At 72.0% G+C, this 25,086-nt stretch carries 19 protein-coding genes and 1 pseudogene; 8 read left to right on the forward strand and 12 right to left on the reverse strand.

Annotated features, from left to right (window positions below; genetic code table 11):
• Positions 1-8: 8 nt before the first annotated feature.
• The 5 genes from VFV67_RS29180 (at position 9) to VFV67_RS29200 (ending at position 8,193) form a co-directional block, all read left to right on the forward strand.
• Positions 9-3,308, forward strand: coding sequence for a serine hydrolase (locus VFV67_RS29180; RefSeq protein ID WP_326473885.1), 3,300 nt, complete (start codon positions 9-11; stop codon positions 3,306-3,308).
• Complete coding sequence (locus VFV67_RS29185) at positions 3,308-4,435, forward strand: M20 family metallopeptidase (RefSeq protein WP_326473886.1); 1,128 nt, start codon at positions 3,308-3,310, stop codon at positions 4,433-4,435. Before VFV67_RS29180 ends, VFV67_RS29185 begins: the two co-directional genes overlap by 1 nt.
• A gap of 32 nt (positions 4,436-4,467) precedes the next feature.
• Positions 4,468-5,334: a GNAT family N-acetyltransferase gene (locus VFV67_RS29190; RefSeq protein WP_326473887.1), complete on the forward strand. Its 867-nt coding sequence runs from the start codon at positions 4,468-4,470 to the stop codon at positions 5,332-5,334.
• A gap of 10 nt (positions 5,335-5,344) precedes the next feature.
• Positions 5,345-6,454, forward strand: a complete 1,110-nt coding sequence (menC, locus tag VFV67_RS29195) for an o-succinylbenzoate synthase (protein WP_326473888.1) — start codon at positions 5,345-5,347, stop codon at positions 6,452-6,454.
• Between the two features lie 74 nt (positions 6,455-6,528).
• Positions 6,529-8,193, forward strand: a complete 1,665-nt coding sequence (locus VFV67_RS29200; RefSeq protein WP_326473889.1) for a PucR family transcriptional regulator — start codon at positions 6,529-6,531, stop codon at positions 8,191-8,193.
• A 13-nt stretch (positions 8,194-8,206) separates the two neighbouring features.
• Here the strand turns inward: VFV67_RS29200 and VFV67_RS29205 are convergent, their stop codons facing one another.
• The 10 genes from VFV67_RS29205 to VFV67_RS29245 all read right to left on the reverse strand — a co-directional run bounded on the left by VFV67_RS29205 (position 8,207) and on the right by VFV67_RS29245 (position 16,583).
• A complete protein-coding gene (locus VFV67_RS29205; protein ID WP_326473890.1) occupies positions 8,207-8,986 on the reverse strand; it encodes a maleylpyruvate isomerase family mycothiol-dependent enzyme in 780 nt (259 codons plus the stop codon).
• A 308-nt stretch (positions 8,987-9,294) separates the two neighbouring features.
• The gene (locus VFV67_RS29210) at positions 9,295-9,669 is read right to left on the reverse strand and encodes a hypothetical protein (RefSeq protein WP_326473891.1); all 375 of its coding nucleotides are present in this window, start codon (positions 9,667-9,669) and stop codon (positions 9,295-9,297) included.
• Positions 9,670-9,754: 85 nt separating this feature from the next.
• Complete coding sequence (locus VFV67_RS29215) at positions 9,755-10,000, reverse strand: hypothetical protein (RefSeq protein ID WP_326473892.1); 246 nt, start codon at positions 9,998-10,000, stop codon at positions 9,755-9,757.
• Positions 10,001-10,051: 51 nt separating this feature from the next.
• On the reverse strand, positions 10,052-10,735 hold the full coding sequence (locus VFV67_RS29220) for a lysophospholipid acyltransferase family protein (RefSeq protein ID WP_326473904.1): 684 nt from the start codon (positions 10,733-10,735) through the stop codon (positions 10,052-10,054).
• A 201-nt stretch (positions 10,736-10,936) separates the two neighbouring features.
• Entirely contained in the window at positions 10,937-12,622 is a 1,686-nt protein-coding gene (locus VFV67_RS29225) for a DEAD/DEAH box helicase (RefSeq protein WP_326473893.1), read from the reverse strand.
• A gap of 307 nt (positions 12,623-12,929) precedes the next feature.
• Positions 12,930-13,310, reverse strand: a complete 381-nt coding sequence (locus tag VFV67_RS29230) for a PPOX class F420-dependent oxidoreductase (RefSeq protein ID WP_326473894.1) — start codon at positions 13,308-13,310, stop codon at positions 12,930-12,932.
• A 121-nt stretch (positions 13,311-13,431) separates the two neighbouring features.
• Positions 13,432-13,776, reverse strand: a complete 345-nt coding sequence (locus VFV67_RS36915; protein ID WP_414636370.1) for an ESX secretion-associated protein EspG — start codon at positions 13,774-13,776, stop codon at positions 13,432-13,434.
• Positions 13,671-15,161 carry a HAMP domain-containing sensor histidine kinase gene (locus VFV67_RS29235; RefSeq protein ID WP_326473895.1) on the reverse strand — a complete coding sequence of 497 codons (1,491 nt, stop codon included), beginning with the start codon at positions 15,159-15,161 and terminating at the stop codon, positions 13,671-13,673. Before VFV67_RS29235 ends, VFV67_RS36915 begins: the two co-directional genes overlap by 106 nt.
• Entirely contained in the window at positions 15,158-15,853 is a 696-nt protein-coding gene (locus tag VFV67_RS29240; protein ID WP_326473896.1) for a response regulator transcription factor, read from the reverse strand. The genes VFV67_RS29235 and VFV67_RS29240 overlap by 4 nt, the downstream gene beginning before the upstream one ends.
• A 127-nt stretch (positions 15,854-15,980) precedes the next feature.
• Positions 15,981-16,583 (reverse strand): M15 family metallopeptidase, encoded by a 603-nt coding sequence (locus VFV67_RS29245; protein ID WP_326473897.1) that lies wholly within the window; start codon positions 16,581-16,583, stop codon positions 15,981-15,983.
• A gap of 243 nt (positions 16,584-16,826) precedes the next feature.
• Here VFV67_RS29245 and alr point away from each other — a divergent pair, with 243 nt between their 5' ends.
• A complete protein-coding gene (gene alr, locus VFV67_RS29250; RefSeq protein WP_326473898.1) occupies positions 16,827-17,954 on the forward strand; it encodes an alanine racemase in 1,128 nt (375 codons plus the stop codon).
• Complete coding sequence (locus VFV67_RS29255; RefSeq protein ID WP_326473899.1) at positions 17,951-19,048, forward strand: D-alanine--D-alanine ligase family protein; 1,098 nt, start codon at positions 17,951-17,953, stop codon at positions 19,046-19,048. Before alr ends, VFV67_RS29255 begins: the two co-directional genes overlap by 4 nt.
• A 7-nt stretch (positions 19,049-19,055) precedes the next feature.
• On the opposite strand, the pseudogene VFV67_RS29260 reads toward VFV67_RS29255, so the two are convergent.
• Positions 19,056-20,945, reverse strand: a pseudogene (locus tag VFV67_RS29260) (alpha/beta fold hydrolase); the annotation flags it as partial.
• A gap of 140 nt (positions 20,946-21,085) precedes the next feature.
• Complete coding sequence (locus VFV67_RS29265) at positions 21,086-22,165, reverse strand: class I SAM-dependent methyltransferase (protein WP_326473900.1); 1,080 nt, start codon at positions 22,163-22,165, stop codon at positions 21,086-21,088.
• Positions 22,166-22,297: 132 nt separating this feature from the next.
• Between VFV67_RS29265 and VFV67_RS29270 the strand changes: the two genes are divergently transcribed.
• Positions 22,298-24,988 carry an AAA family ATPase gene (locus tag VFV67_RS29270; RefSeq protein ID WP_326473905.1) on the forward strand — a complete coding sequence of 897 codons (2,691 nt, stop codon included), beginning with the start codon at positions 22,298-22,300 and terminating at the stop codon, positions 24,986-24,988.
• Positions 24,989-25,086 lie beyond the last annotated feature (98 nt).

Raw genomic sequence — 25,086 nt, forward strand, 5'->3', positions numbered from 1 at the left:
AGCCGGCCGTGACCCGACGGATGCGTATCCAGGACCTCACCGATCTCGCGGTCCCGTCCCAGCCCGCGCTGTCGCCGGAGGGCGGCCGGATCGCCTACGTGCTCCGGACCTCCGACGCCGACCGGGACCGCAACATCGATGAGCTGTGGCTGGTCGCCGCCGACGGCTCCGCACCCCGCCGGCTCACCGCGGGGCCGGATGACACCTCGCCGGCCTGGTCTCCGGACGGGCGCCGGCTCGCGTTCCTCCGCGACGGGCAGTTGGCCGTGCTCGACACCGATGGCGGCGAGCCGGAGCGGGTGACCGACCTGCCGCTCGGGGCCGGCGCCCCGCGGTGGAGCCCGGACGGTCGCCGGCTCGCGTTCACCGCGCCGGTCGACCCGACCGGTGGCCGGCGGGACCCGATGGTCACCGACGGCCTCGACTACCAGGCCGACGGCGCCGGCATGTTCGGCGTGGTCCGCCACCAGTTGCACGTCCTCGACCTCGGCAGCCGCGAGCTTCGCCAGCTCACCGACGGGCCGGAGAGTGCCGGTGTCCCGGCCTGGTCGCCCGACGGCACCACCGTCGCCTTCACCTGCCGGACCGGTGCCGACAGCGACCTGCACCACCGCACCCCGGTGCACCTCTTGGTGGTGGACGCGCCGCACGGCAGGCCGCGCGTGCTCGCGTTCGCCGGCGGCGTGGCCGCCACCGTGTCCTGGACCGCCGACGGTTCCGCGCTGCTCGTGGTCGGCTGGTCCGGCGACCCGGTCGGCCACGCCCACCTGTTCCGCGTCGGTGCCGAAAGCGGCGAGGTCACCGACCTGTCCGGGGGCACCGACCGCAACGTGCTGCCCGGCGCGGCGGCCTACCCCGGCGGGGTGCCGCAGGAGCACGACGGCCGGGTGTTCTTCTGCCTCCGCGACCACGGGTGCACCCACCTGTGGTCGGTCGCCCGCGATGGCGGCTCTGATGACGGGGCGGCCCGCCCGGTCCTTGGCGGCGCGGGCCGGGTCGTGTCCGGACTGTCGGTCGCGGGCGGCCGGGCCGCGATCGCGCTCGGCACCCCCGAATCCTTCGGTGAGATCGCCGTCGTGGAGCTCGCGACCGGCGCCCTGACGGTGCTGACGGACCACGGCACCGGCCTCGGCCTGCACCCCCGCGAGGAGCGGTGGTTCACCATCTCCGACGGCACCGAGGTGCAGGCCTGGCTGATGCACGACCCCGCGCGGAGCGGTCCGCGGCCGCTGCTGCTCGACGTGCACGGCGGCCCGCACAACGCGTGGAACGCGGCCGCCGACGAGATCCACCTCTACCACCAGGAGCTGGTCGATCGCGGCTGGGCGGTGCTGCTGGTCAACCCGCGCGCCAGCGACGGCTACGGCGAGGCGTTCTACACCGCGGCGTGCGGCGCGTGGGGCGTGGCCGACGCGAAGGACTTCCTCGAGCCGCTCGACCAACTCGTCGCCGAGGGGTTCGCGGACCCGGCCCGGCTCGCGGTCGCCGGCTACAGCTACGGCGGGTTCATGGCCTGCTGGCTGACCGGTCACGATGACCGGTTCGCCGCCGCGGTCGCCGGCGGCACGGTCGCCGACCTGGTGAGCATGGGCGGCACCAGCGACGACAGCCACTTCCTCAGCGCCTACGAACTCGGCGGTCCGCCCTGGCAGGAGCCGGAGCGCTACGCCGCCATGTCACCGCTCACCCGCGTCGCCGACGTCCGCACGCCGACCCTGGTGCTGCACGGCGCGACCGACCTGACCTGCCCGGTCGGCCAGGCCCAGCAGTGGCACACCGCGCTGCGCGAGCGGGGCGTGCCCACCCGGCTGGTCGTCTACCCGGACGCGTCGCACCTGTTCATCCTCACCGGCCGGCCCGCGCAGCGGCTCGACTTCAACCGCCGGATTCTCGACTGGCTGGAGCAGCACACCCGGGCCGGCCGGCCCCGCATCGACGTCGCCAACTGGCAGCGGCGCCTGGCCCGGCTGGCCGAGCGGTACAAGGTGCCCGGCGCGCAGCTCGGCATCCTCCGCCTCGGGACCGGCGGGGCGGACGACGAGGTGGTCGATGCCGCGTACGGCGTGCTCAACGTGCGCACCGGCGTGCCGGTCGGCACCGACGCGCTGTTCCAGATCGGCTCGATCACCAAGGTGTGGACGGCGACCGTGGTGCTGGCGCTGGCCGACGAGGGGCTGCTCGATCTCGACACCCCGGTCGCCGAGGTGCTGCCGGAGCTGCGGCTGGCCAACCCCGAGGTGACCAAGTCGGTCACGCCGCGGCACCTGCTCAACCACACCAGCGGCATCGACGGCGACGTGTTCACCGACACCGGCCGCGGTGACGACTGCCTGGAGCGCTACGTCGACGAGCTGGGCGACGCCGGGCAGAACCACCCGCTCGGCGCCACCTGGTCCTACTGCAACTCGGGCTACGTGCTGCTCGGCCGGGTGATCGAGAAGGTCACCGGGCAGACCTGGGACCAGGCGATGCGCGACCGGCTGTTCACCCCGCTCGGGCTCAGCCACACGGTGACGCTGCCCGAGGAGGCGCTGCTCTTCGCCACCGCCGTTGGCCACGACGAACGGGACGGCGAGCCGGTGCCGGCCAGGTCCTGGACGCTGCCCCGCTCGGTCGGCCCGGCCGGGCTCGTCACCGCCACGGTCGTCGACGTGCTGGCCTTCGCGCGCCTGCACCTCACCGGCGGGACCGCCGCCGACGGCACCCGGGTCCTGCGTTCGGAGACCTGCGCGGAGATGGCCGCGCATCAGGCCGACCTGCCCGACAAGTACATCCTGGGCGACTCGTGGGGGCTCGGCTGGATCCGGTTCGGCTGGGACGGCCACCGGCTCATCGGCCACGACGGCAACACGCTCGGCCAGTCGGCGTTCCTGCGGGTGCTGCCCGACCAGGGGCTCGCCGTGGCGCTGCTGACGAACGGCGGGCACGCTCGGGACCTCTACGACGACCTGTACCGGGAGATCTTCGCCGAGGTCGCGGGCGTCCCGATGCCACCTGCGTTCGCGCCGCCCGCCGAGCCGGCGCCGGTGGACGTGGCGTCGTATGTCGGGGTCTACGAGCGGGCCGGGGTTCGCATGGAGGTCGAGAGCGGCCCGGACGGACCACTCCTGCGGACGACGATCACCGGCCCGATCGCCGAGCTGTTGCCGGATCGGGTCCAGGAGTACCCGCTGGTCCCGGTCGGGCCTGCGCTGTTCGCGGTCCGGGCGCCGGCGACGCGGACCTGGATGCCGGTCACCTTCTACGAGCTGGCGACCGGTGAGCAGTACGTGCACTTCGGGGCGCGCGCGACCCCGAGGGTCGGCTGATGGCCGCCGTGACCGATCTGCTCGCCGACATCCGTGCCCTGGTCGAGTGCGAATCGCCGTCTGCGGACGTGGCCGCGGTCGCCCGCTGCGCCGAGGTCGTCGCGCGGGTCGGCACCGCGCACCTGCGCGCCGAACCCGAGCGGATCGTGCTGGACGGCCGCACCCACCTGCGCTGGCGGCTCGGCGCGACGCCGTCGCGGGTGCTGCTCCTCGGCCACCACGACACCGTGTGGCCGCTGGGCTCGCTGGCCGATCACCCGTGCACGGTCGAGGGCGGGGTGCTGCGCGGACCGGGCTGCTTCGACATGAAGGCCGGGCTGGTGATGGCGTTCCACGCGGCCGCGGGGCTCGACGGCGTCACCCTGCTGGTGACCGGCGACGAGGAGCTCGGCTCGCCCAGCTCCCGCGGGTTGATCGAGGAGGAGGCCAGGACCGTTGGCGCGGCCCTGGTGCTCGAGGCTTCGGCGGCCGGCGGTGCGCTCAAGACCGAGCGCAAGGGCACGTCGATGTACGAGGTGCGCGTGATCGGGCGGGCCGCGCACGCCGGGCTCGAACCGGAGCGCGGGGTGAACGCCACCATCGAACTCGCCCACCAGGTGCTGGCCGTCGACGCGCTCGCCGACCGGCAGGCGGGCACCACGGTCACGGCGACCGCCGCCAGCGCCGGCACCACCGGCAACACGGTCCCGGCCGCCGGGTTCCTTGCGGTCGACGTGCGTGCCAGGACCGTGGCGGAGCAGGACCGGGTCGACCGGGCGATCCGCGCCTTGCGGCCGGTGCTGCCCGGCGCGCGGGTCGAGGTCACCGGCAACCCGAACCGGCCGCCGCTCGAACCGGCCGCCTCGGCGGCGCTCTTCGAGCGGGTGCGCCGGATCGCGGCGCGCCTCGGCCTGCCCGAGCCGACCCGCGCCGCGGTCGGCGGCGCGTCCGACGGGAACTTCACCGCGGGTGTCGGCACGCCCACCCTGGACGGCCTCGGCGCGGTCGGCGGCGGCGCGCACGCGCCGGACGAGCACGTGCTGATCGACGACCTGCCCGGCCGGACCGCACTGCTGCGCGCACTGGTCGAGGACCTGCTGGCGGAATCGACGAACCCGGTCGCCCGCTCTGGTCGGGCACAACCATGACCTCCCCCGACGAGCGCAGGAACATGAACCTCATGACCGACATCAGCGAGGCGACCGGGCTCGACGCGGCCGGGCACGCGGCGCGCGCCGCGGCGCGGACGGCCGGTGTCTCGGTGCGCGAGCTCACCGACCTCGCCGAGCTGAACCAGGTGGTCACCCTGTTCGCCACCATCTGGGGCCGCACCACCAACCCGCCGGTGACGATCGAACTGCTGCGGGCCTTCACCAAGGCGGGCAACTACGTGGCCGGCGCGTTCGTGGCGCAGCGTCTGGTCGGCGCCTGCGTGGGCTTCTTCCACGCGCCGGCCGGGGACGCGTTGCACAGCCACATCTCCGGTGTCTCGGCGACCACCACCGGTGGCGGCGTCGGGTTCGCCCTCAAACTGCACCAACGCTCGTGGGCGCTGGCGCGCGGCGTCTCCGAGGTCGCCTGGACCTTCGACCCGCTTGTGTCCCGCAACGCCTACTTCAACCTGGTGAAGCTGGCGGCGCGACCGGCCGAGTACCTCACGAACTTCTACGGCCCGATGATCGACGCCATCAACGGCGACCAGGACTCCGACCGGCTCCTGGTGCGCTGGCGCCTGCGCGACCGCGCGGTGGCACTGGCCAGTACGGGCGGCGGCGTCGGCGCCGTCGCGGCGGACGAGGTCGCGGCGGGGGCGGTCGTGGCCCTGAACATCGCCGGGGACGGCAGCCCGGTGCCCGGCCGGCTCGACGGGTCTACCTCGCTCGTCGCCGTGCCCCGCGACATCGCGGGTCTCCGCGCGGCCGACCCGGTGCTGGCTCAACGCTGGCGCGTCGCCGTGCGGGACGCGCTCACCGGCCTGGTGGGTCGCGGCGGTGTGATCGACGGGTTCGACCGGGCGGGCTGGTACGTCGTGCGGCGTCAACCGTGAAGGGGCAACCGTGAAGCTGACCGGGGTCGAGCTGCGCCGCGTCACCATGCCGCTGGTCGCGCCGTTCCGCACCTCCTTCGGCACCGAGACCACGCGCGACGTCCTGCTCGTACGGGTGGTGACGGACGGTGGCGCCGAGGGCTGGGGCGAGTGCGTGGCGATGAGCGGCCCGCTGTACTCCTCGGAGTACGCCGACGCGGCCGCGGACGTGCTGCGCCGGTTCCTCGTCCCCGCACTGATGGCGGCCGGTCCGGCCGGGGCGCACGCGGTCGCGGGTGTGCTCGCGCCGTTCAAGGGCCACCGGATGGCGAAGGCGGCGCTGGAGATGGCGGTGCTCGACGCGGAGCTGCGCGCCGAGGGCCGCTCGTTCGGCCGCGAGCTCGGCGCCGTGCGCGACCGCGTCCCGTGTGGAGTCTCGGTCGGCATCATGTCCACCGTCCCGGAACTGCTCGACGCCGTCGGCGGCTACCTGGCGCAGGGCTACGTCCGGATCAAATTGAAGATCGAGCCGGGCTGGGACGTCGAGCCGGTGCGGGCGGTCCGCGAGCGGTACGGCGAGGACGTGCTGCTCCAGGTGGACGCGAACACCGCCTACACCCTGGCCGACGCCCGGCACCTGGCCCGGCTGGACGACTTCGATCTCCTGCTGATCGAGCAACCCCTCGACGAGGAGGACGTGCTCGGCCACGTGGAGCTGGCCCGGCAGCTCCGGACGCCGGTCTGCCTTGACGAGTCCATCACCTCGGCGCGCGACGCCGCGGCCGCGATCCGGCTGGGCGCCTGCCGGGTGGTGAACATCAAACCCGGCCGGGTCGGCGGGTACCTCGAGGCGCGCCGCATCCACGACGTGTGCGCGGCCCACGGCGTGCCGGTGTGGTGCGGTGGGATGTTGGAGACCGGCCTCGGCCGGGCCGCCAATCTCGCTCTCGCCGCGCTGCCCGGGTTCACGCTCCCCGGCGACACCTCGGCATCCGGGCGGTACTACGCGCAGGACCTCACCGAGCCGTTCGTCCTCGACGGCGGCCACATCGACGTCCCGGACGGCCCCGGTCTCGGCGTGCTGCCGCTGCCGGACCGGCTGGCCGAGGTCACCACCGCCACGGAGTGGCTGACCCGCTGAGGTTGTCGGATCCGACGAAGATCGTGGCCGGACTTGGTGGGATCGGACCGGCAGACCGCCGCTACGGTAAGGCCGTGCAGCACACCGCGCGCCCCCGGGCGAGCCTCGGCCGGGTCCTCGACGACCTGGGCACCACCCTGCTCGACCTCGCCCACGGCGTTCCCGACCGGGCCGGGGACATCGGCGGCGTCGTCATCCACGACCCGCTGGACCAGCCGGTGCTGCCACCCCACGCGCTGGTGCTCGGGGTCGGGGTCGACGCCCCCGGCGAGGTCGCCGCGCTCCTGCGCGCGCTCGGTCGGGCGCGGGCGGCGGCGCTGGTGCTGCGGGCGCCGGTCCCGCTCACCGACGAGGTGCGGGCGGCGTCCGACGAGGCGGCCGTTGCCGTGCTCGGGCTGAGCCGGGGCGCGCCCTGGGGCCACCTCAGCGAGCTGCTCCGCTCCCTGCTCGCCGAGGGTGACATCGGCGTGGACCAGGCGGAGTCGCTCGGCGGTCTGCCGTCGGGTGACCTGTTCGCGGTCGCCAACGCGGTCGCGTCGCTGCTCGACGCGCCGATCACCATCGAGGACCGCAACTCCCGGGTGCTCGCCTTCTCCAGTCGCCAGGACGAGGCGGACGCGCCACGGGTCGAGACCATCCTGGGCCGGCAGGTGCCGGAACGCCTGTCCCGGATCCTCCGCGAGCGCGGGGTCTTTCGGGACCTGCACCGCAGCGACCGGCCCGTCTACATCGACGACATCCCGGACGGGAAGGGCGGCTTCGCGCTGCCGCGCGTCGCCATCGCCGTGCGCGCGGGCGACGAGGTGCTCGGCTCGATCTGGGCGGCGGTGCCGGGGCGCCTGTCCGACGAGCGCCACGAGGCCCTGCGCGAGTCGGCCAAGCTGGTCGCCCTGCACCTGCTTCGCGTCCGCGCCGGCGCCGACGTGCAGCGCCGGGTACGGACCGACCTGGTGAGCTCGGCGCTGGACGGCGGTGCGGGTGCGAGTGAGGCGCTGGAGCGGTTGGGGCTGGCGAACCGTCCGCTGCTGGTGCTGGGTGTCGTCCTCGACGAACGCGCTCGCCGCCGCGACGTTCCCGACGGCGATTCCGACGGCGTGACCGCGGCCGCGGAACGGCAGCGTCTCGGCGACGCCTTCGCCATGCACCTGTCCGCCATCCACCCGCGCTCGGCCGCGGCGGCGATCGGTGCGGTCACCTACGGCCTGGTGCCTGCCACCGGCACGGGGGACAAGGCCGAGACCCGCGCGGTGCGGGCCCTGCAGGACTTCCTGGACCGCGTCGGCGACCGCCTGCCCGCGGTCGCCGCGGTGGGACCGGCCGCGCCCGACCTGTCCGCCGTGGCCCACAGCCGGTCCTGCGTCGACCGGATTCTGCGGGTACTGCGCGAGGGAAGTGTCCACCGGCGGATCGGCCGCCTCGACGAACTGCAGGGCGAGGCGCTGATCCTGGAACTGCGGGACATCGCCGCCGCCCGAGGCGACGTGCCGACGGGAGCGCTGGCGAGGCTGATCGACTACGACCGCCGGCACGACAGCAAACTGGTCGAGACGCTTCGCGCCTGGCTCGACGCCTTCGGTGACGTCGTCGCGGCCGCCGACTCGGTCTTCGTCCACCAGAACACGTTCCGCTACCGGCTGCGGCGGGTCGCCGAGGTCGGCCAATGCGACCTCGGCGACCCGGACCAGCGGTTCGCCACGATGCTCCAGCTGCGGGTACTCCGCCTCGACTCACCAACGTAGGCAAGCCTTCGGGTCAGGCGTCGGTGACCCAGTCCATGTGTTCGATCCAGTGGTCGAGCAGTGCCCGATCCCCGTGCAGTTCCAGCGCGGTAGCCGCATCCAGCGGGCGACGCCTGCTGATCACGAGCAGTAGTTCGGCGGCCGGGCCGCGTACCGCGACGTCCGCCTTGGTGTGCGTACGTTCCAGGACGATCATGTCCGGTTCCCGGCGGGCCAGCCACTCCCCGGGCGCGTCGGTCGCGTGGAAGTGCAGGGTCTGGCCGGTGCCGCGCATCGCATCGGCGAAGCCCGCCTGGTTCTCCCAGTAGCCGGGGGAAGTCATCGTCTCCAGCCAGTCATCGACGGCCGCGACGGCAGGCTCCGGCGCCAGTTCGTACCGGATGCCGAGCGCCGCGGCCGCGTCCGCGCGATGCACGCAAACCTCGCCGAACAGCCGGCGTGACCAGAACGGCACGCCCGCTTCGCCGCCGGACGGATCCCACACCGGCGTGTCGTCGGCGGCCGATTCGAACGCCTGCTTCGCCTCGGCCGCGGTGTCGGTCAGCCAGGCGCGCCACTGGTCCGAATCGGTCGGGGCCGGAACGTAGCCGGCGAACGCCTTGCTCGGCTCGGTCATCCGCTCGCCCACGAGCATCGCCACCATTCGCTGTGTCGCGCCGACATGGTCGACGAGGTCAGCCAATGTCCACTTCGGACAGGTCGGCACCGGGACCGTCGAATCCCTGCCGTGCACCCAATCGCCGAACGTGCGCGTCTGTTCGACTACAGCGTTCACATACGCGGACGTGTCCATCGTTGCACCTCCAAGTGCTCCGTCGACATCTGCTGAAAAATGCGTCATCCAGCCGGTCCCGAGCGGACGGCCGATACGACGGCTTACGTGATCCTTTCCCCAGACCCCGGCCGGGCGGCAGGATCCGTGGCCCGGCCGGCCACAGGTGCGGATTCAACCAGAACCAGAACTCCTCGACCAGGCCCGGCTTGGCGACGGGTGTTGCGCCAGCTCCCCGCAACTATCACAGCCGGCACGCTAGCGGGTGGTGATCACGAGGAGCCGGTCGCCAAGCACATCGTCAGCCTCGCCGCCGCTGTTGCCGGGACCTACAGCTGCCACCACCAGGTTTCGAGGTCGTGGCGGTCGGCGGACTCCACGGGAACCGCGTAGGGCGACCGTCGTGCGATGGGCAGGGCGTCGGTGCGGCGGACGATGGACCGCAGGTCCCGCACAGCAGGCATTTCGGCGAGTTCGTCGACGTCGAAGGGGCAGCCTGCGGGGCCGCCGAGCAGGGTTTCGCAGCCGAACCCGTACCACAGGCCGATGAGTTCGTGGTCCCGCTCCTGCTCGGCGGCGACGGCGACCTCGCGGACCACGTCGATCAACCGGGTGCGGCGCAGCGGGGCGGCGTCGGGACCGTGGAGTTCACCGAGGGCGACCATGCGCCGCCACAGCGCGGTGCCGGCGTCGCAGTACAGCAACGGCGGTTCGACGTAGCCGTCCTCGAGCCAGGAGTCGTCGCCGTCGAAGTCGTCATCGTCATCGTCCGCAGGGCGGTGAACTCCGTCAATGCGTCGAAGTAGGCGGACCGCTCGGCGTAGTCGGGGTGCCGGTCGACCGGGAACCGGTACGTGTACCCGCGGCGCTGGGGAAGTCCAGCACGCGAAACCGCGTGAACGAGCAGTCGAAACCGCTCTCGAAGCCGTACAACACCGCGAACCAGTCCCGGACGCGCGGGTCGCCCGTCTCGGGGTGGCCGTCCAGGACCCGCACCGAGTCCGCGACCAGGTCCTCGATCACATGCTCGGACATCAGGGTCTTTCTTCCGTCGAGCCAGATCCCGCACGGTACGGCTTGCTGAGGTTAACGGGCGTCCATGGCGGCGGCCTGTTCTGGGGTGGGGGCGGTGCCGCCGAGGTGGGTGGGCAGCCACCAGGGATCCGCACCGGGCTTCGGGGCGTCGGGGTAGTCGCGCTGGGCGGCGTCGAGGAGAGCGGTCATCCTGGTTCGCAGGTCCTTGGTGAGCACCTCCGGGTCGTCGCCCGGGACGGGCTGGAACGGTTCGCCGACCCTGATCAGGATCGGCACGTGGCGCTGGGTGAGGTTTTTCGGCCGGCCCTTGGTCCACAGCCGCTGGCTGCCCCATACCGTCACGGGCAGGACCGGCACGCCGGCCTCGGCCGCCATCCGCACCGCGCCGGTCTTGATCGGCTTCACGGTGAAGGACCGGCTGATGGTGGCCTCGGGGAACACGCCGACCACCTCGCCGGCCCGCAACGCCGCCACCGCCTCCTGGTAGGAGGCCTGACCGGCGGAGCGGTCCACCGAGATGTGATGCATGCCGCGCATCAGCGGGCCGCCGATCCGGTTGGCGAAGATCTGCTGCTTGGCCATGAATCGGGTCTTGCGCTTGGCCGGCAACCCCGCCAGCCCGCAGAAGATGAAGTCCAGGTAGCTGACGTGGGTGCAGGCCAGCACCGCCCCACCGGCCGTTGGGATGTGCTCGCTGCCGCGCACTTCCAGTTTCAGGTCCAGCACCCGGAACATGGCCTTGCAAGCCAGGATCACCGGCGGATAAACAAGCTCCACTGCGCCTCAATTCGACAGGATCATCCGTTTCGCACGGATCACGTCCTTCGCATCCTCCCATTTCGCCGGGGCTCACGCCGGTGACCGGCACTGTGCCTCGGGTCACCCCGGCTGCCGGTGCGGGCGGGCCGCGATCGTCGACGGGCCGGATCGGCACCGTCAACGGCGCTTGCCGGTGGTCCGGTTCGGCTTGTCGCGCTCGCGCCGGACGGTTACCTTGCGTCCCTTGATGGTGCTGCGCCGCAGCGCCGCGATCACCTCGTCGGCGGCGGCCGCGGGCACCTCCACGAGGGAGAAGCGATCGGCGATCTCGATCCCACCGATGTCGCGGCCGCGCAGGGTGGACTCGCCGGCTATCGCGCCGACCAGGTCCTGGGGGCGGATCCCGGCGCTGCGACCGACATTGAGAAAGAGCCGCGTCACGTCGCCGCCCGGTCCACGGCCGCGCCCACCCGTGGTGCGGCGCTGCGATCTGGGGTGCGTCGTCTCGGCGATCTCGGGGATGTCCTCGTCGTCGGTGGTCACCCCGGTGGCCTCGTGCGCCAGCTTCACCGCCGCGAGTGCCACGTCCATCACGTCGAACTCGTCGGACAACGTCTCCACCACGACCCTGAAACGTTCCAGGTCGTCGGCGAGGAGGCTTTCCCGCAGCGCGGCCCGGGTCAGCTCCAGGCGCCGCGCCCGCAGATCGGCGGTCGTCGGCACCTTCTCGACCGCGATCCGGTGCTTGGTCATCCGCTCGATCGCCTTGAGCATCCGGTGCTCGCGCGGTTCGGCCAGCGTGATCGCAACACCCTGTCGCCCGGCCCGGCCGACCCGACCGATGCGATGCACGTAGGCCTCGGGTGCCGCGGGAACGTTGTAGTTGATGATGTGGGTGAGCTGTTCGACGTCGAGTCCTCGGGCGGCCACGTCGGTCGCGATGAGCAGGTCCACGGTGCCACCGCGCAGCCGTTCCATCACCCGATCACGTTGCTCCTGGCTCATCCCTCCGTGCAGCGCTTCGGCGCGGTAACCCCGGCCGGTCAACGTCTCGGTGATCTGATCGACCTCCTCCCGGGTTCGGCAGAAGACGATCGCGGCCGTGGGTGACTCGACGTCGAGGACCCGTCCCAGCGCCGCGGGCTTGTGCGCGCGGGCGACCACATAGGCGCTCTGCCGAACCAGCGGGCCCTCATCTCCTGCCGGTGCGGCCCGACCCATCTCGATCCGGATCGGGTCACGAAGATGGCGCCGAGCGATCCCATCGACCCGCGCCGGCATGGTCGCCGAGAACAGCACGGTCTGCCGTTCCCGCGGGGTCTGGTCGAGGATCTCCTCGATGTCTTCGACGAACCCCAGGTCGAGCATCTCGTCCGCCTCGTCCAGCACGACCGTCCGCACCGCGCCGAGAGCGAGTGTCCCCCGGTTGAGGTGGTCGAGCGCGCGCCCTGGCGTGGCGACCACGACATCGACCCCACGCTGAAGCACCTGCAACTGACGCCCGATCGGCTGCCCACCGTAGATCGGCAGGACCCGCACCCCGAACTCCCGCCCGTACCGGTGAAACGCCTGCGCGACCTGCACGGCCAGCTCACGGGTCGGCACCAGCACCAAGGCCACCGGCCCGGTACCCTGCCCGACCTCGGCCAACAACTGCAGCACCGGCAGCGCGAACGCGGCCGTCTTCCCCGTCCCGGTCGCCGCCTGGCCGAGCACGTCCCGCCCGGCCAGCAGGGGCGGGATCGCCTCCCGCTGGATCGGCGTCGGCTCCTCATAGCCGAGACCGGCCAAGGCCCGCAGCAGCTCAGGCCGCAGGGCAAGATCGGTGAAGCTCGACCCTTCCCGGGTCGCGCCTACACTCATGATCGCCTCCTACCGCACACGCCGATCAACTGTCGCCGGAACATCGGCACCCGGCCAGGCCACCGGGGCGCGTTGAACAGGCTAGGTCGGCGCCGAGCATGCTGCTGGTCCATAGTGGATGATCGTAATCCCTGGCCCAGCTGCTCATCGCATCGTCGAAGACCCACCGACAAGATCGGCGCAACGTGATCACGGTGGACGCCGAATATCCGCAACGGTCGCATGACCTACGCCGTGGCCGCCTTCTCATAACCGGACTGGTTCAAGAGCACATGTCACACATCGCGAAGGAGGTCGAGACTTCGATTCAGGTCACGCTGATCGCGATTCCCACGTCGCTGTCCGCGCCGTGCCGAATCCTTCCAACGGCAATCATGATCCGGCCGGTCACCGGGAATTTCGACTTGATCAACCGGCGCGCCTTCGCCGCCCCCGTCGTGTCCAACACCCGTGCCCGCCCCTTCACCGCAGGCCCGCTCGGCCGCCCGCGCAGGTCACAAGCGGCAAGTTCGACCTCGCCGTTGTTCCGAATCCGTTTGGCCTTTCCGGTGTTCTTCTCGGTCCAGATGACCAACTCGTCGCCGTCCCTGACCACCCACACCGGCGTCGCCACCGGCGTGCCGTTCCTACGGAATGTCGTGACCAACACGTACTTTCCGGCTGCCAGCCGGTCCACCTCCGATGCCATGCCGGCACAATAGCCGCGGCTGTCTGAGAAACCTGAGAATCCCGGCGATGACAGGGACGGGTTCGTCCCCGAGTGGCCTCACGTCTTGGTCGCCGTTGAGTGGGCGATCGGTGCACGGTGCTCAGCCGGTATGTGCGGTTCGGATGAGTTCCACCAGTTCGGTTATGGCGGTGCGGAGGTGGTCGGGGCGGAGAGGGTTGATGCTGAGCCATCCGCCGTTCGTCGGGTAGGTGGTGACCTGTATGCGACCTTTCAGGGTGTCCAACCAGGATAGTTCCGTGCCGGCGCGGGTGTCGGTGTGTTGGCGGGTCGGCGTTGTGGCCCCGAGCTGTCCGACCGGACCCGCCGAGTTGGAGATCGTCAGGCCTGTGGCTGATTGTCGTCCCGTCCTGGTGCCGGGATCGTGCGGGGGAGAGTCAGGGTGAAGGCCGCTCCTGCGCCTTCTGCGTTGTGCACGGTGATCCAGCCGCCGTGCATCGTCGCGTTTTCCTCTGCGATCGCCAGACCGAGGCCGCTGCCTTCGGTGTAGGCCCGGGCGTGGTCACCCCGGACGAACCGGTCGAAGATCACGGAGGCGAGATCGGCTGGGACGCCCGGTCCGGAATCGGTGACGGTCACCGTCACCTTCCAGGGGACGGTGCCGTCGATGGCCACGGATACCGGTGGGGCGCCGTGGTGTTCGGCGTTGACGAGCAGGTTGCGCACGATGGTGTGCACCCGGCGGGCATCTCCCTGCATCGTCGTCTCGCCGGCGGAAGCGAGGGTGACCTCGGCGCTGGTCGAGACCAATCCGGCGGCATCGGTCACCAGTTCCGCGAGATCGATGGGTTCGGGCCGGAACTCAGCCACCCCCGCGTCGATGCGGGAGATCTCGAGCAGGTCCTCGACCAGGATGCTGAGCCTGCGGACCTGGGTGCCGAGCAACTCGACCGAACGGGTCCGATCATGGTGGTCGGGGCTGTCGAGGCTGTCGGTGAGCGCGACGAGCGAGGCCAGCGGCGTGCGCAGATCATGGGCGACGTCGGCGACGAAACGGCGCTGCTGGGCGTCTTTGCGGCGAAGTTCGGCGATGGACTCGCCCAGCCGGCCGGCCATGGTGTTGAAGGAACTGGCGAGTTCGGCGACTTCGTCCTGGCCGTGCACCGGCAGTCTGGTGTCGAGTGCGCCCGTGCCGAGCGCCCTGGCAGCCGAGGCCGCGGTCCGGATCGGGCGCTGGATGCGCCGGGCGGCCAGCAGCGCGATCGCGGCTGCGATGGAAGCGACCACGAGGGTGGCCACGGCGAGCTGGGTGCGGAGGTTGGCGACCTCGCGGTCCAGTGCACCGGTGCTGTAGAACTCCGCAAGCACGATGTTGGGGGTGATCGTCCCGGCCACCACGAGGTAGGAGCCGTCGTCTCCTTCGTAGCTGTAGGTGATCGCTCGGCCGTTCGCGCTGTTCGCCTGCTCGATCCGATCGGCCGGGAGTTGGCCGACGCGCGAGCCGGTGTTGCCGGCGACCGGGACGTACCTGCCGTCTCGCAGAACGGATGCGCCTTGGCTGAGGTCGACCAGTGCCCAGGTGATGCCGAGCCGTCCCCTCATGTAGCTCGCCGTGGACCTGACCTCGGTAGGCGGCCCCGGGGAGGCCTGGTCCAACATGGGCGGTCCCGGGGGGCCCTGGTCCAACGTGGGGTACTGGGCGGCCTGCCGGGCATCGGACCGGAACCCGAGGGTCGCCGAGGTGACGAACCGGTCCCTGGCCGAGTTGGCCTGCAGGAAGTAGACCACGACAGCCAGCACGGCCGACGCGCCGACGGTGACCAGGACGACCGTGATGGCGATCTTGGTGCTCAGGCCGAAGCGCCACCTCACGGTTTGACCATCCGGTAGCCGAGTCCCCGCACGGTGCGCAGCAAGGCCGGGTTGGCCGGGTCCGGTTCGATCTTCGCCCGCAGCCTGGCCACGGCGGCGTCCACCAGCCGGGAGTCGCCGCTGTAGCCGTAGTCCCACACCCGCTGCAGCAGCGTCCGACGGCTCAGCACCTGGCCGAGGTGATCGGTGAACTCGAACAGCAGCCGCAACTCCGTCGGTGTGAGGTGTACCTCCGTTCCCCGATTGGTCACCACGCAGGCCGCACGGTCGACGCCGAGATCGCCGATGGTGAGCACCGGCGAGGAAAGCTCGGCCGGCGTAGCGGGCAGGGCCCGGCGCAGGACGGTCTTCACCCGGGCGTCCAGGACCCGAGGCTGGACCGGCTTGACCACGTAGTCGTCTGCGCCGCCCTCCAGCCCGGCGACCACGTCGATCGGATCGCCGCGCGCCGTGAGCAGGATCACCGGGGTGGTGTCGCGGGCGCGGATCCGGCGGCACACCTCGAAACCGTCGATGCCGGGCAACATCACATCGAGGAGCACGAGGTCCGCGGCGATTCCGTGGTCGTACAACGATGTCAGGGCCTGCTCACCGTCGCCGGTCACGGTGACGGAGTGCCCGAGATCACGCAGTGCGCGGGACAGCACCTCGGCCAGCACGGCGTCGTCCTCGACCAACAGCAGGTGGGACACCGGTATGTCTCCTTACTCCGGCGATGTCCGGCCGAAACCGATTGCGCCGATTGCCCATGAGACCGAGTGTAAGCCGACTTCGGTACGGGTCCTGACCTGCGCGAACCGCCTGGTTTCGGCCCGTTTGTCAGCTACCGGCACCGTGGGTCGAATGATGTGCCGGTGCCGCGCCGGGGTGGGCTCGGCGGAGCGGCGGCCGTCCGCCGCTGTCCGGGATGTACTCGAAGTGCCACCATTCGTTGTCGTATGTCCGATGGAGATCGTGGTTCGCGCCGTGCCGTTCCAGCCATCGCGCTCCGGCGTACGGCCGGATGTCCAGCGCTGTTCCCCGGACGTGGCTGGATTCTTCCGGCGGCAGGACGCGTCTGCGCGCCGCCGATACGGAGCCGGTGTGCCGGATTTCCGCGGAGTACAGCCGGAATTGCTCGCCGGCGTCGCGGTGTCCTGAGGTGACGCCGATCAGCTGGCCGTCGCGCCAGAACGCCACCGTGCGGGCGGCGGTGAAGGCCGCCCGAGTTCCGGGCGTGAGCCCATCGAGGTTCTCCCGGGGGAACCGCAGGCCGAGGGCCCACTGACAGGCCAGGTACCTGGCGCGTCCGGGCGCGCGGAGCGCGGCGACCGGAAACAACAGCACGGCAAGGACGAACGTGGCCGCGTGCAGGAGCCGGTCCCGATACCCGTCCGGGACCGCCCGGGGCGGCGCGATGATGGCCGAGGTCGATTCGCTCATGCCGTCGAGGTTCGGTGTCGTGGGTGCCGACGGTGTCGGGCTTCGATGACCGGTTCTCGACAGCGTGTGACAGTTCTGTGCCGACGGTGAGGTCCGCCACACGCGGCCGGCCTGGTGGTCGTTGTCGCGGAACTGTCACACGATCATCGCGCCACGCGGACATCGACCGAGCACGGTGAGGCCCATGCGAAGACGTGCTCCGCTGATCGGTGCCGCCCTCGTGCCGCAAGCACGGGTGTCGGCGTGACCGCGCCGGTGACCGGCATCAGGCGGGCGTGCGCCCCGGTCCACGAGGCGACCTTGGCGATCGACCTGTCCGCCGTCGCCGCCAACACCCGCCGGTTCGCCAAGGCCACGCGCGGGGAGCTGATGGCGGTGGTGAAGGCCGACGGGTTCGGGCACGGACTGGCCGACGTGGCCAGGACCGCGCTCGACAACGGCGCGACGTGGCTCGGGGTCACGTCGATCGCGGAGGCCGTCGCCGTGCGCGCCGCGGGCCTGGGCGCGCCGGTGTTGAGCTGGCTGAACCCGGTGGATGGCGACGTGGAGACCGCCTGCCGGCATCGGGTCGATCTGGCCGTGCCGAGCGTTCGCCATCTCGCGGCCGTCGTCGAAGCCGGGCACCTGGTCCGGATCCACCTTCAGCTCGACACGGGGATGGCCCGCGACGGCGCCGCCCCGGACGAATGGCTCGAACTCATGGCCGCCGCCCGGCGAGCCGAGGCCGCCGGGCGGGTCACGGTCGTGGGTGTGATGGGACACCTGGCCATGGCCCACGATCCGGGGCACCCGGCGAACACGATGGGACGGCACGCGTTGCTGCGTGGGGTCGAACTGGCCAGGCGGGCCGGGCTGCGCCCCTCGGTGCGCCACCTGGCCGCCACCGCCGCCACGCTGACCGACCCCGGCACGCACCTGGACCTGGTCCGGATCGGCGTCGGACTGGTGGGCATCGATCCGTCCGGCAGCACGCGCCTGCGGTCCGCACTGCGGCTCACGGCGCCCATCGTCCAGGTGCGACGGGTGTCCGCCGGGGTCGGGATCGGGTATGGGCACACCCACGTGACCGACCGTGCGACCAACCTGGGGTTGCTGCCGATCGGCTACGCCGATGGCCTGCCGCGCGCCGCGTCCGGCCGGGCGGAGGTCATGGTGGCCGGTCGGCGTCGCCCGGTCGTCGGGGTGATCTCGATGGACCAGGCCGTGGTGGACCTGGGGGACGAGCCGGTCGATCCGGGCACCGCCGCGGTGGTGTTCGGTCCGGGTGACGGCGGTGAGCCGACCGTCGACGACTGGGCGGGCTGGGCGGGCACCATCCCGCACGAGATCGTGACTCGGATCGGTCCCCGCGTGCGGCGGAGCGTCCGGTGAGTGGGCGACTCCGGGTGGCCGTGATCGGCGGCGGGCAGAACTGTGAGCACGACGTCTCGCTCGCCTCCGCGGCCTCGGTACGCGCCGCGCTCGACCCGGCCCGGTACGAGGCGGTGGCGTTGACCATCCGCCGCGACGGCAGGTGGCTGGGCCCGGACGAGCGGCCGCTCGGCTCAACGACGACCGACAGCCTCGCTGCCGCGCTCGCGGTGCTGGCCGAGTGCGACCTGGTGCTGCCTCTGGTGCACGGCCCCCGAGGTGAGGACGGGACCCTCGCGGCATTGTGCGAGCTGGCGGGCATCCCGTGCGTCGGGGCGCCGGTGCGCGCCGGTGCTCTCGCGATGGACAAGTGGGCTACCAAGCTGGTGGCCGAGGCCGTCGGGGTGCGCACCGCGCCGGGCAGGCTGGTCACCGGGGCCGACCTGCCGACCGTGGTCTTCGACGGGCCGGTGGTGGTCAAGCCGGCCGCCGCGGGGTCGAGCTTCGGAGTGCGCCTGGTCGGCAGCAAGGAGGAGCTCCAACCGGCACTGCGGGCGGCGCTGGTCCTTGACGACCGGGTGCTGCTGGAGCAGGTGGTGGTCGGCCGGGAGATCGACGTCGCGGTGCTCGACGACCCGGACGGCGGGCGCCGGGTGGGGCCGCCGCTGGAAATCCGCGTCGACGGCGGCCTGTTCGACACCGCGACCAAGTACGACGGAAGCGCCACCTTCGTGATCCCGGCGGAGCTGTCCGAAACCGAGGCCGCAACGCTGACCGACTCGGCCCTGCGGGTGTACGACGCGCTCGGCTGCCGCGGCATCGCGAGGATCGACTTCTTCCTGACCCCGGACGGGCTGGTGCTCAACGAGGTCAACACGATGCCGGGGATGACCGCCGAGTCCCAGGTGCCCAAGATGTTCGCCGCCGACGGGCTGACCTACCCGGAGTTCCTGGACCGGCTCATCCGGTCGGTGCCGGTCAGCCGGGGCCGGGTCAGAGCAGGTCGGCGAGCAGGGTGGCGGCGCGGGTGGCGCCGGTGGTTTCGACGGGGTGGTAGTCGATGGGGCGGTGCAGTTCTTCGGCGATCGCGGCGGCAAGGGCGTCCGGCTCGATGATCTCGTCGTAGGTCATCCGGCGGCCGGCTCGGTAGCGGTCGAGACGGTGGCGGACGTGGAAGTTCTGCTCGAAATGGTGGCGCAGCGGCACGTAGATGAACGGCCGGCGGCTCGCGGTGAGCTCCATGCAGGTGGTGAGCCCGCCCTGCACGACGGCCAGATCGCAGGCGGCGAGGTGGCGGTGCAGGTCCGCAAGGTAGCCGCGGATCGACACGCCCTGGCGCCGGGGCAGCGAAGCCGGGTCGATCCGGGGCCCGGTGACCACGAGGAACTTCAGCCCGGGCACCAGTCGGCGCGCTGCGGGGGTCGCGTCGAGGATTGCCCTGAGCAGCGGCGCTCCGACCGCGGAGCCGCCGACGGTGACCACGCAGAGCAGATCGTCCGGGCGGATACCGAGCCTGCGGCGCAGGGTGGCGCGCTCGGCCTCGCTCGGTGGGTCGAATCCGGTTACGTAGCCGGCGAAATCGAAGTTCTGCTCGGTCCAGTCGCGAATGGCGGGCAGGCCCGGCCCGAACGGCAGGTCGACGACGTCGTCGGGGTTGCCCACGAAGACGGACCGGTCGCGGACCCGGCGCAGGCGGGCCCGATGCTCGATCATCTCGGCGTTGTAGTCGGCGGTCAGGCGCTCCTCGCGGGCACCGCCGTCGGGCATCGGCAGCCAGCCGACGAAGTCGGTCAGCCAGGCGAATGCGAACCGCTTCAGCTCGGGGTTCTCGTGCAGGAAGTAGTCGACGTCCCAGGCCTCGTCGCCGATCACCAGGTCGTACCGCTCGGTTTCGATGACGTCGTTGAACACCATGAAGTTGTTGACCAGGATCTGGTCCATCCGCCGGATCGCCGCAAACGCGTGCAGGTCGTGCTCGCCTGCCTCGTCCTCCATATGGGACGACTCGTTGGCCAGGGCGGCCGACGCCGGATGGATTCGCTCCCGGACCGGATCAAGCAGCGCGGTGACCGGGTGCTGGGCCAGCCAGTCGATCTCCAGCTCCGGCCGCAGCTTGCGCAACTCGGTGGCGATGGCCAGATCCCGCCGGGCGTGCCCGAGGCCGATCGGCGAGCTGAGGTACAGCGCCCGCGGCGGCCGGCTCACCTGCCGCGCCCAGGTCGACCTCCTCGCCGTGGGATGCACTCGGTCGACGAACTCCTTGATCAGCAGGTTGACCCGCACCGGTTCGCGCGCAGGCGGCCCGTGCCCGGCCCCCTCGAGCAGCACCAGCGAGCCGCCGGTCAGCTCGGCGAGGCGTTGTCCGACCTTGGGTCCGCGGACCCGGTCGTCGGTGCCGTGGATCACCAGCACCGGGCACCGGACCCGCGGGCACAGTTCCTCGACCGACACGCAGACGGCGCCGTCGCAGCCGAGCCGCCCGGCCGTGGTGTCGGCCAGCGTCTGCGGCTCGAGCTCGTGCCCCCACCGCACGGCGTCCTCGATCTGCTTGGTGGAGTGCGGTTCGGGGTACATCGTGTGGAAGAACCACCCGACGAAATCGCTGTACCCGCCACCGAGCCAGTAGTGCCTGTTGTACTTCGCCCAGCCCTCGGTGGTGTCCAGCGGAGTGTCCCAGCCGTACTGCTCGCGGGCCGGCTGGGCGAGTTGGAACCCGCAGGACGGCGCGATCGCCACCAGCCCGGTGACCCGCTCCGGATGGCCGGCGGCCACGTGCACCGACCAGGCCGCCCCGCAGGACAACGAGACCAGCACGGCGCGGTCGGTGGCGGTGATGTCCATGACCGCCAACGCATCCTGCGCGTACTCGGAGTCCACATAGGACGCCGCGCCGGGCGGCCGGTCCGAGGCGCCGGAACCCCGGCCGTCGAAGGTCACCACCCGGAAGTGCCGAGCCAGGTACGGCACCTGCAGCTTCCAGAACCGGGATGGCACGATCGACCAGGTCGGCATCAGCAGAACCGTCGGCCGGCCGGGGTTGTCGTAGACGCTGTACGCGATCCGCACGCCGGCCCGCTTGGCGAACCCGGTCCAGCTCGCCGCCCGGGCCGGGTTCGGTTCCTCCCTCGTCACGGTCACAGTGTCCTCGCAGATTACGGCCGGACCTCGAGGACCTGGTTGAACGGCGTCTGCGCCACCCTGGCGAACCGGGTGAACCCGCCGGCGGTGGCCACGTCGCGCAGCCGGGCCGGGCCGGCCTGGGTGCCGAGGGCGAGACCCACGTCCTGGGACAGCGAGGACGGGGTGCACAGCAGCGCGGAGAAGCCGTAGTAGGCGCGGCCGACCGGGTTGAGGTTGTCCTCGACGTGGTCGCCGGCCATCGGCTCGACGATCATCCAGGTGCCGTCGGCGGCCACCGCGTCCCGCACGTGCTTCGCGGCGCCGACCGGATCGCCCATGTCGTGCAGACAGTCGAACATGGTCACCAGGTCGTAGCCGGTCCCGCTGAACCGGTCGGCGGCGGCCACCTCGAACCGGATCCGGTCGCCGACACCCGCGGCCGCCGCCCGGGCCCGCGCGGTCTCGATCGACTCCGGGTGGTAGTCCGAGCCGACGAACGAGGAGTTCGGAAACGCCTGGGCCATCAGGATGGTCGACGCGCCGTGCCCACAGCCGACATCGGCGACCGTGGCCCCGGTCCGAAGCTTGGCAAGCACGCCGTCCAGCGCCGGCAGCCATGCCTCGATCAGGTTCGCGTTGTAACTCGGCCGGAAGAACCGCTCGCAGCCGACGTGCACGTCGGTGTGGTGCTCGTGCCAGCCGACGCCGGAGCCGCTGCGCGCGGCGGCCAGCACGTGTTCGGCGTCGTGCACGGTGCCCAGCGTGATCTGGAACAACCCGGGCAGAAACGCCGGACTGTCCTCCACGGTCAGTGCCACCGCCTGCTCCGGCGGCAGGGTGTAGCGGCCGGTGCCCGGGTCGTAGGTCACGTAACCGCCTGCCGCCTGGGCGTTGAGCCATTCCCGCACGTACGGCGTCGCGGTGTCGCTGCGCTCGGCCAGCTCAGCCGGGCTGATCGGGTCCCCGGACGCCATGATGCGGTAGTAGCCGAGCTTGTCGCCCATGACGACCAGCGCGGCGTTCAGGGTGGCGCCGGCCTCGTCGACGGCCCGGAAGACGAACTGCATGAGCTTCTCGCCGTCCACCTCGACCGCCGGTTGGGTTGCCGTCATCGTGTTCCTTTCCTCGGTGTGCGGCGGAAACGTAGGGGCGTGGCGCCGGCGACCGCATCAGGTGCCCCACCTAGTGGCCCAACTGGACAGCCCTGAACAGCGGGTTCACTCTCCTAGACTCCAGGGGTGCTGATGGGACGGGACGCCGAGCGGCGGGCGATCGAGCGCCTCGTGGCCGGTGCGCGGATCGGCCAGAGCGGCGTTCTGGTCATCACCGGCGAGCCCGGCGTGGGAAAGACCGCGTTGCTGGACGACGCGGCCGAGTGCATGGCGGGCATGGGGTCGCTGCGCGCCGCCGGCAGCGAGCCGGAGCGGGAAATCCCGTTCGGCGCGTTGCACCAGCTGCTGCGGCCAGCGCTGGACCGGATCGACGAGATCCCGGCACCCCAGGCGCAGGCGCTGTCGGCCGCGCTCGCCCTGCGTCCCGGCGCGACCGGCGACCGGTTCGCCATCGGCGCCGCGACCCTGAGCCTGTTGTGCCGGTTCGCGGAGGACCGGCCGGTCGCGATCCTGCTCGACGATCTGCACCTGTTCGACCGGCCGTCGGCGGATGCGCTGACCTTCGCCGCCCGGCGGCTGATGGCCGATCCGATCGTCCTGCTGGCCACGTCCCGTACCCCGGAGCCGGCCGTGCTGCCCCAGCTGCCGCTGTCCGGAATCGATCTGGTCGCCGCGCGCGAGTTGGTCGCGCGCCATGCCCCGGCCACGGTGTCGGCGGAGCTGGTCGCCCGGCTGCACCGGGCGACCGCGGGGAACCCGCTCGCGCTGATCGAACTGGCCGGCGCGGCGGACCGGGTGGAGCACACCTCGCCCGAGGTGCCGCTGCCGGTGCCGGCCACGCTGGCCAACGCGTTCGCCGCCCGCGCGCGGTCGCTCGGCCAGGCCGGCCGCTCCGCGCTGACCGTCGCCGCGGTGGTTGGCAACGACCTGCGGTTGGTCGCCCAGGTTTGCCTGCGCCTCGGCCTCGGCGTCGACGCACTGACCGAGGCGGAGGCCGCCGGGCTGATCCAGATCGTCGACGGCCGCATCGAGTTCCGCCATCCGCTCGTCCGCGCGGCCGTGTACGGCGACGAAACACCGGAGCAGCGCCGATCGATCCACCGTGCCGTTGCCGACACGCTCGGTCCACACGAGCCGGACCGGCAGGCCTGGCACCTGGCGGAGGCGACGCTGGGTCCCGACGCCCGGGTCGCCGAACTCCTGACCCGGGCGGCGACGCGGGCCCACGACCGCAGCGCGCACGACGTCGCGGCGGCCGCACTCGAACGGGCCGCGCGGCTGAGCCCCGACCTCGAGGTGCACGCCACGCTGTCCGTTGCGGCCGCCGAGTCGGCCTGGCTCGCCGGCTCCGGGCCGCGGGCCACCGGGTTGCTGCACGAGGCCGGCGTCCTGCGCGCACCGGCAGATCGACTGCGGGCGCTCGAGCTGCGCGGCGCGATCGCGGCGCGGACCGGGTCGCTGACCGAGGCCCGCGACATCTTCCGGGCCGCGGCCGCGCAGTCCCCGGACGCGAACGCCCGGGTCATGCCGCTGGCCGACGCCGTCAGCGTCTGCTTCTACCTCGGCGACGCCGCGGCCGCGCTCGAACTGGCCGGCGAGATCGAGGACCTGCTCGACAGGACGACGACGCCGCGGGCGCGCGGCCTCGGGCTGCTCGCCGCCGGGGTGGCGCGAATCCTGGCCAACCGCGGCGGCGTCAACCAGATTCGCGAGGGGGTTGAGCTCCTTGGTGCCGCCGACCCGCTGCGCGACGACCAGCGCCGGGTGCCGTGGTTGCTGGTCGCGCCCCTGTTCCTGCGCGACTCGGACACCGGCGGTGAGCTTCGGCGCATCGTCGGGGAGATCCGGGCCGAAGCGGCGGTTGGCGCTCTGCCGTACCTGTTGTTCCACGTCGCGCGGGACGAGGCCACCACGAACCAGTGGGTCCGTGCCCAGGCGACCTACGACGAGGCCATCCAACTGGCGCGCGAGACCGGTCAGAACACCGAGCTGGCGATGTGTCTGGCCGGACTGGCCTGGCTGCAGGCCCGGCTGGGCCGCGCGGAGCACTGCCGGGCGCTCGTCGCCGAGGCGTTGCCGATCTGCCGCGCCCGGGACATCCACATCGGACGGATATGGTCGCTGTTCGCGTTGGCGGAGCTGGAACTGGGGCTCGGCGACCTGCGCGCCGCGCTGACGCATCTCGAGGAGCTGGACCCGCTGCTGGCCGCGCTCGAGCTGTCCGATCCGGACGTGTCGCCCGCGCCCGAGCTGGCCGATGCCTTGGCCCGGTTGGGCAGGCGCGACGACGCCTGGCGAATCGCGCGAACCTACCGGGCCGCGGCGATGACGAAGGGCCAACCATGGGCGCTGGCACGTGCCGAGCGCACCGTGGGCATCCTCAGCCCGGACGCCGACATCGACGCGTGTTTCGAGGCAGCCCTTGGGTTTCACGCGAACACCTTGGACGGCTTCGAGACCGCACGCACCCAGCTGGCGTACGGTGCCCGGTTACGCCGCGCGCGCCGGCGGGTGGAGGCCCGGCCGCAGCTGCGCGCCGCGCTCACGATGTTCGAGCAACTGCGCGCCGTCCCGTGGGCCGACCACGCCGCGATCGAGCTGGAGGCGACCGGTGAGGCGATTCGGCGAAGCGCGCCAACCGGCGTGCAAACCCTTACACCGCAAGAACTTCAGGTCTCCCTCCTGCTCGCCGAGGGAAAGACCACCAGGGAGGTTGCCGCCGCCCTGTTCCTGAGCCCCAAGACGGTCGAGTACCACCTGCGCAAGGTCTACACCAAGCTCGGCATCAGGTCACGCGCCGAGCTGGCCGCTCAGCTGCCGTGAGCACTCGGGCGGCCGCACGGCGTCGAAGCCCGGAGGTGTTCCGGGCAGTGTGAAGCCGCCTCGGCGATGTGGGGTTCGCCGAGGCGGCTGGGGTGGGG

The sequence above is a fragment of the Actinophytocola sp. genome, from assembly GCF_035762905.1.
Lineage (GTDB): Bacteria > Actinomycetota > Actinomycetes > Mycobacteriales > Pseudonocardiaceae > DASYTH01.

Bases quoted from the DNA above. Each gene is read 5' to 3' on its own strand.
- VFV67_RS29185 (WP_326473886.1), top strand. From the start codon at position 3,308: ATGGCCGCCGTGACCGATCTGCTCGCCGACATCCGTGCCCTGGTCGAG.
- VFV67_RS29190 (WP_326473887.1), top strand. From the start codon at position 4,468: ATGACCGACATCAGCGAGGCGACCGGGCTCGACGCGGCCGGGCACGCG.
- VFV67_RS29205 (WP_326473890.1), bottom strand. From the start codon at position 8,986: ATGGACACGTCCGCGTATGTGAACGCTGTAGTCGAACAGACGCGCACG.
- VFV67_RS29215 (WP_326473892.1), bottom strand. From the start codon at position 10,000: ATGTCCGAGCATGTGATCGAGGACCTGGTCGCGGACTCGGTGCGGGTC.
- VFV67_RS29220 (WP_326473904.1), bottom strand. From the start codon at position 10,735: ATGTTCCGGGTGCTGGACCTGAAACTGGAAGTGCGCGGCAGCGAGCAC.
- VFV67_RS29225 (WP_326473893.1), bottom strand. From the start codon at position 12,622: ATGAGTGTAGGCGCGACCCGGGAAGGGTCGAGCTTCACCGATCTTGCC.
- VFV67_RS29230 (WP_326473894.1), bottom strand. From the start codon at position 13,310: ATGGCATCGGAGGTGGACCGGCTGGCAGCCGGAAAGTACGTGTTGGTC.
- VFV67_RS29245 (WP_326473897.1), bottom strand. From the start codon at position 16,583: ATGAGCGAATCGACCTCGGCCATCATCGCGCCGCCCCGGGCGGTCCCG.
- VFV67_RS29265 (WP_326473900.1), bottom strand. From the start codon at position 22,165: ATGACGGCAACCCAACCGGCGGTCGAGGTGGACGGCGAGAAGCTCATG.
- VFV67_RS29270 (WP_326473905.1), top strand. From the start codon at position 22,298: ATGGGACGGGACGCCGAGCGGCGGGCGATCGAGCGCCTCGTGGCCGGT.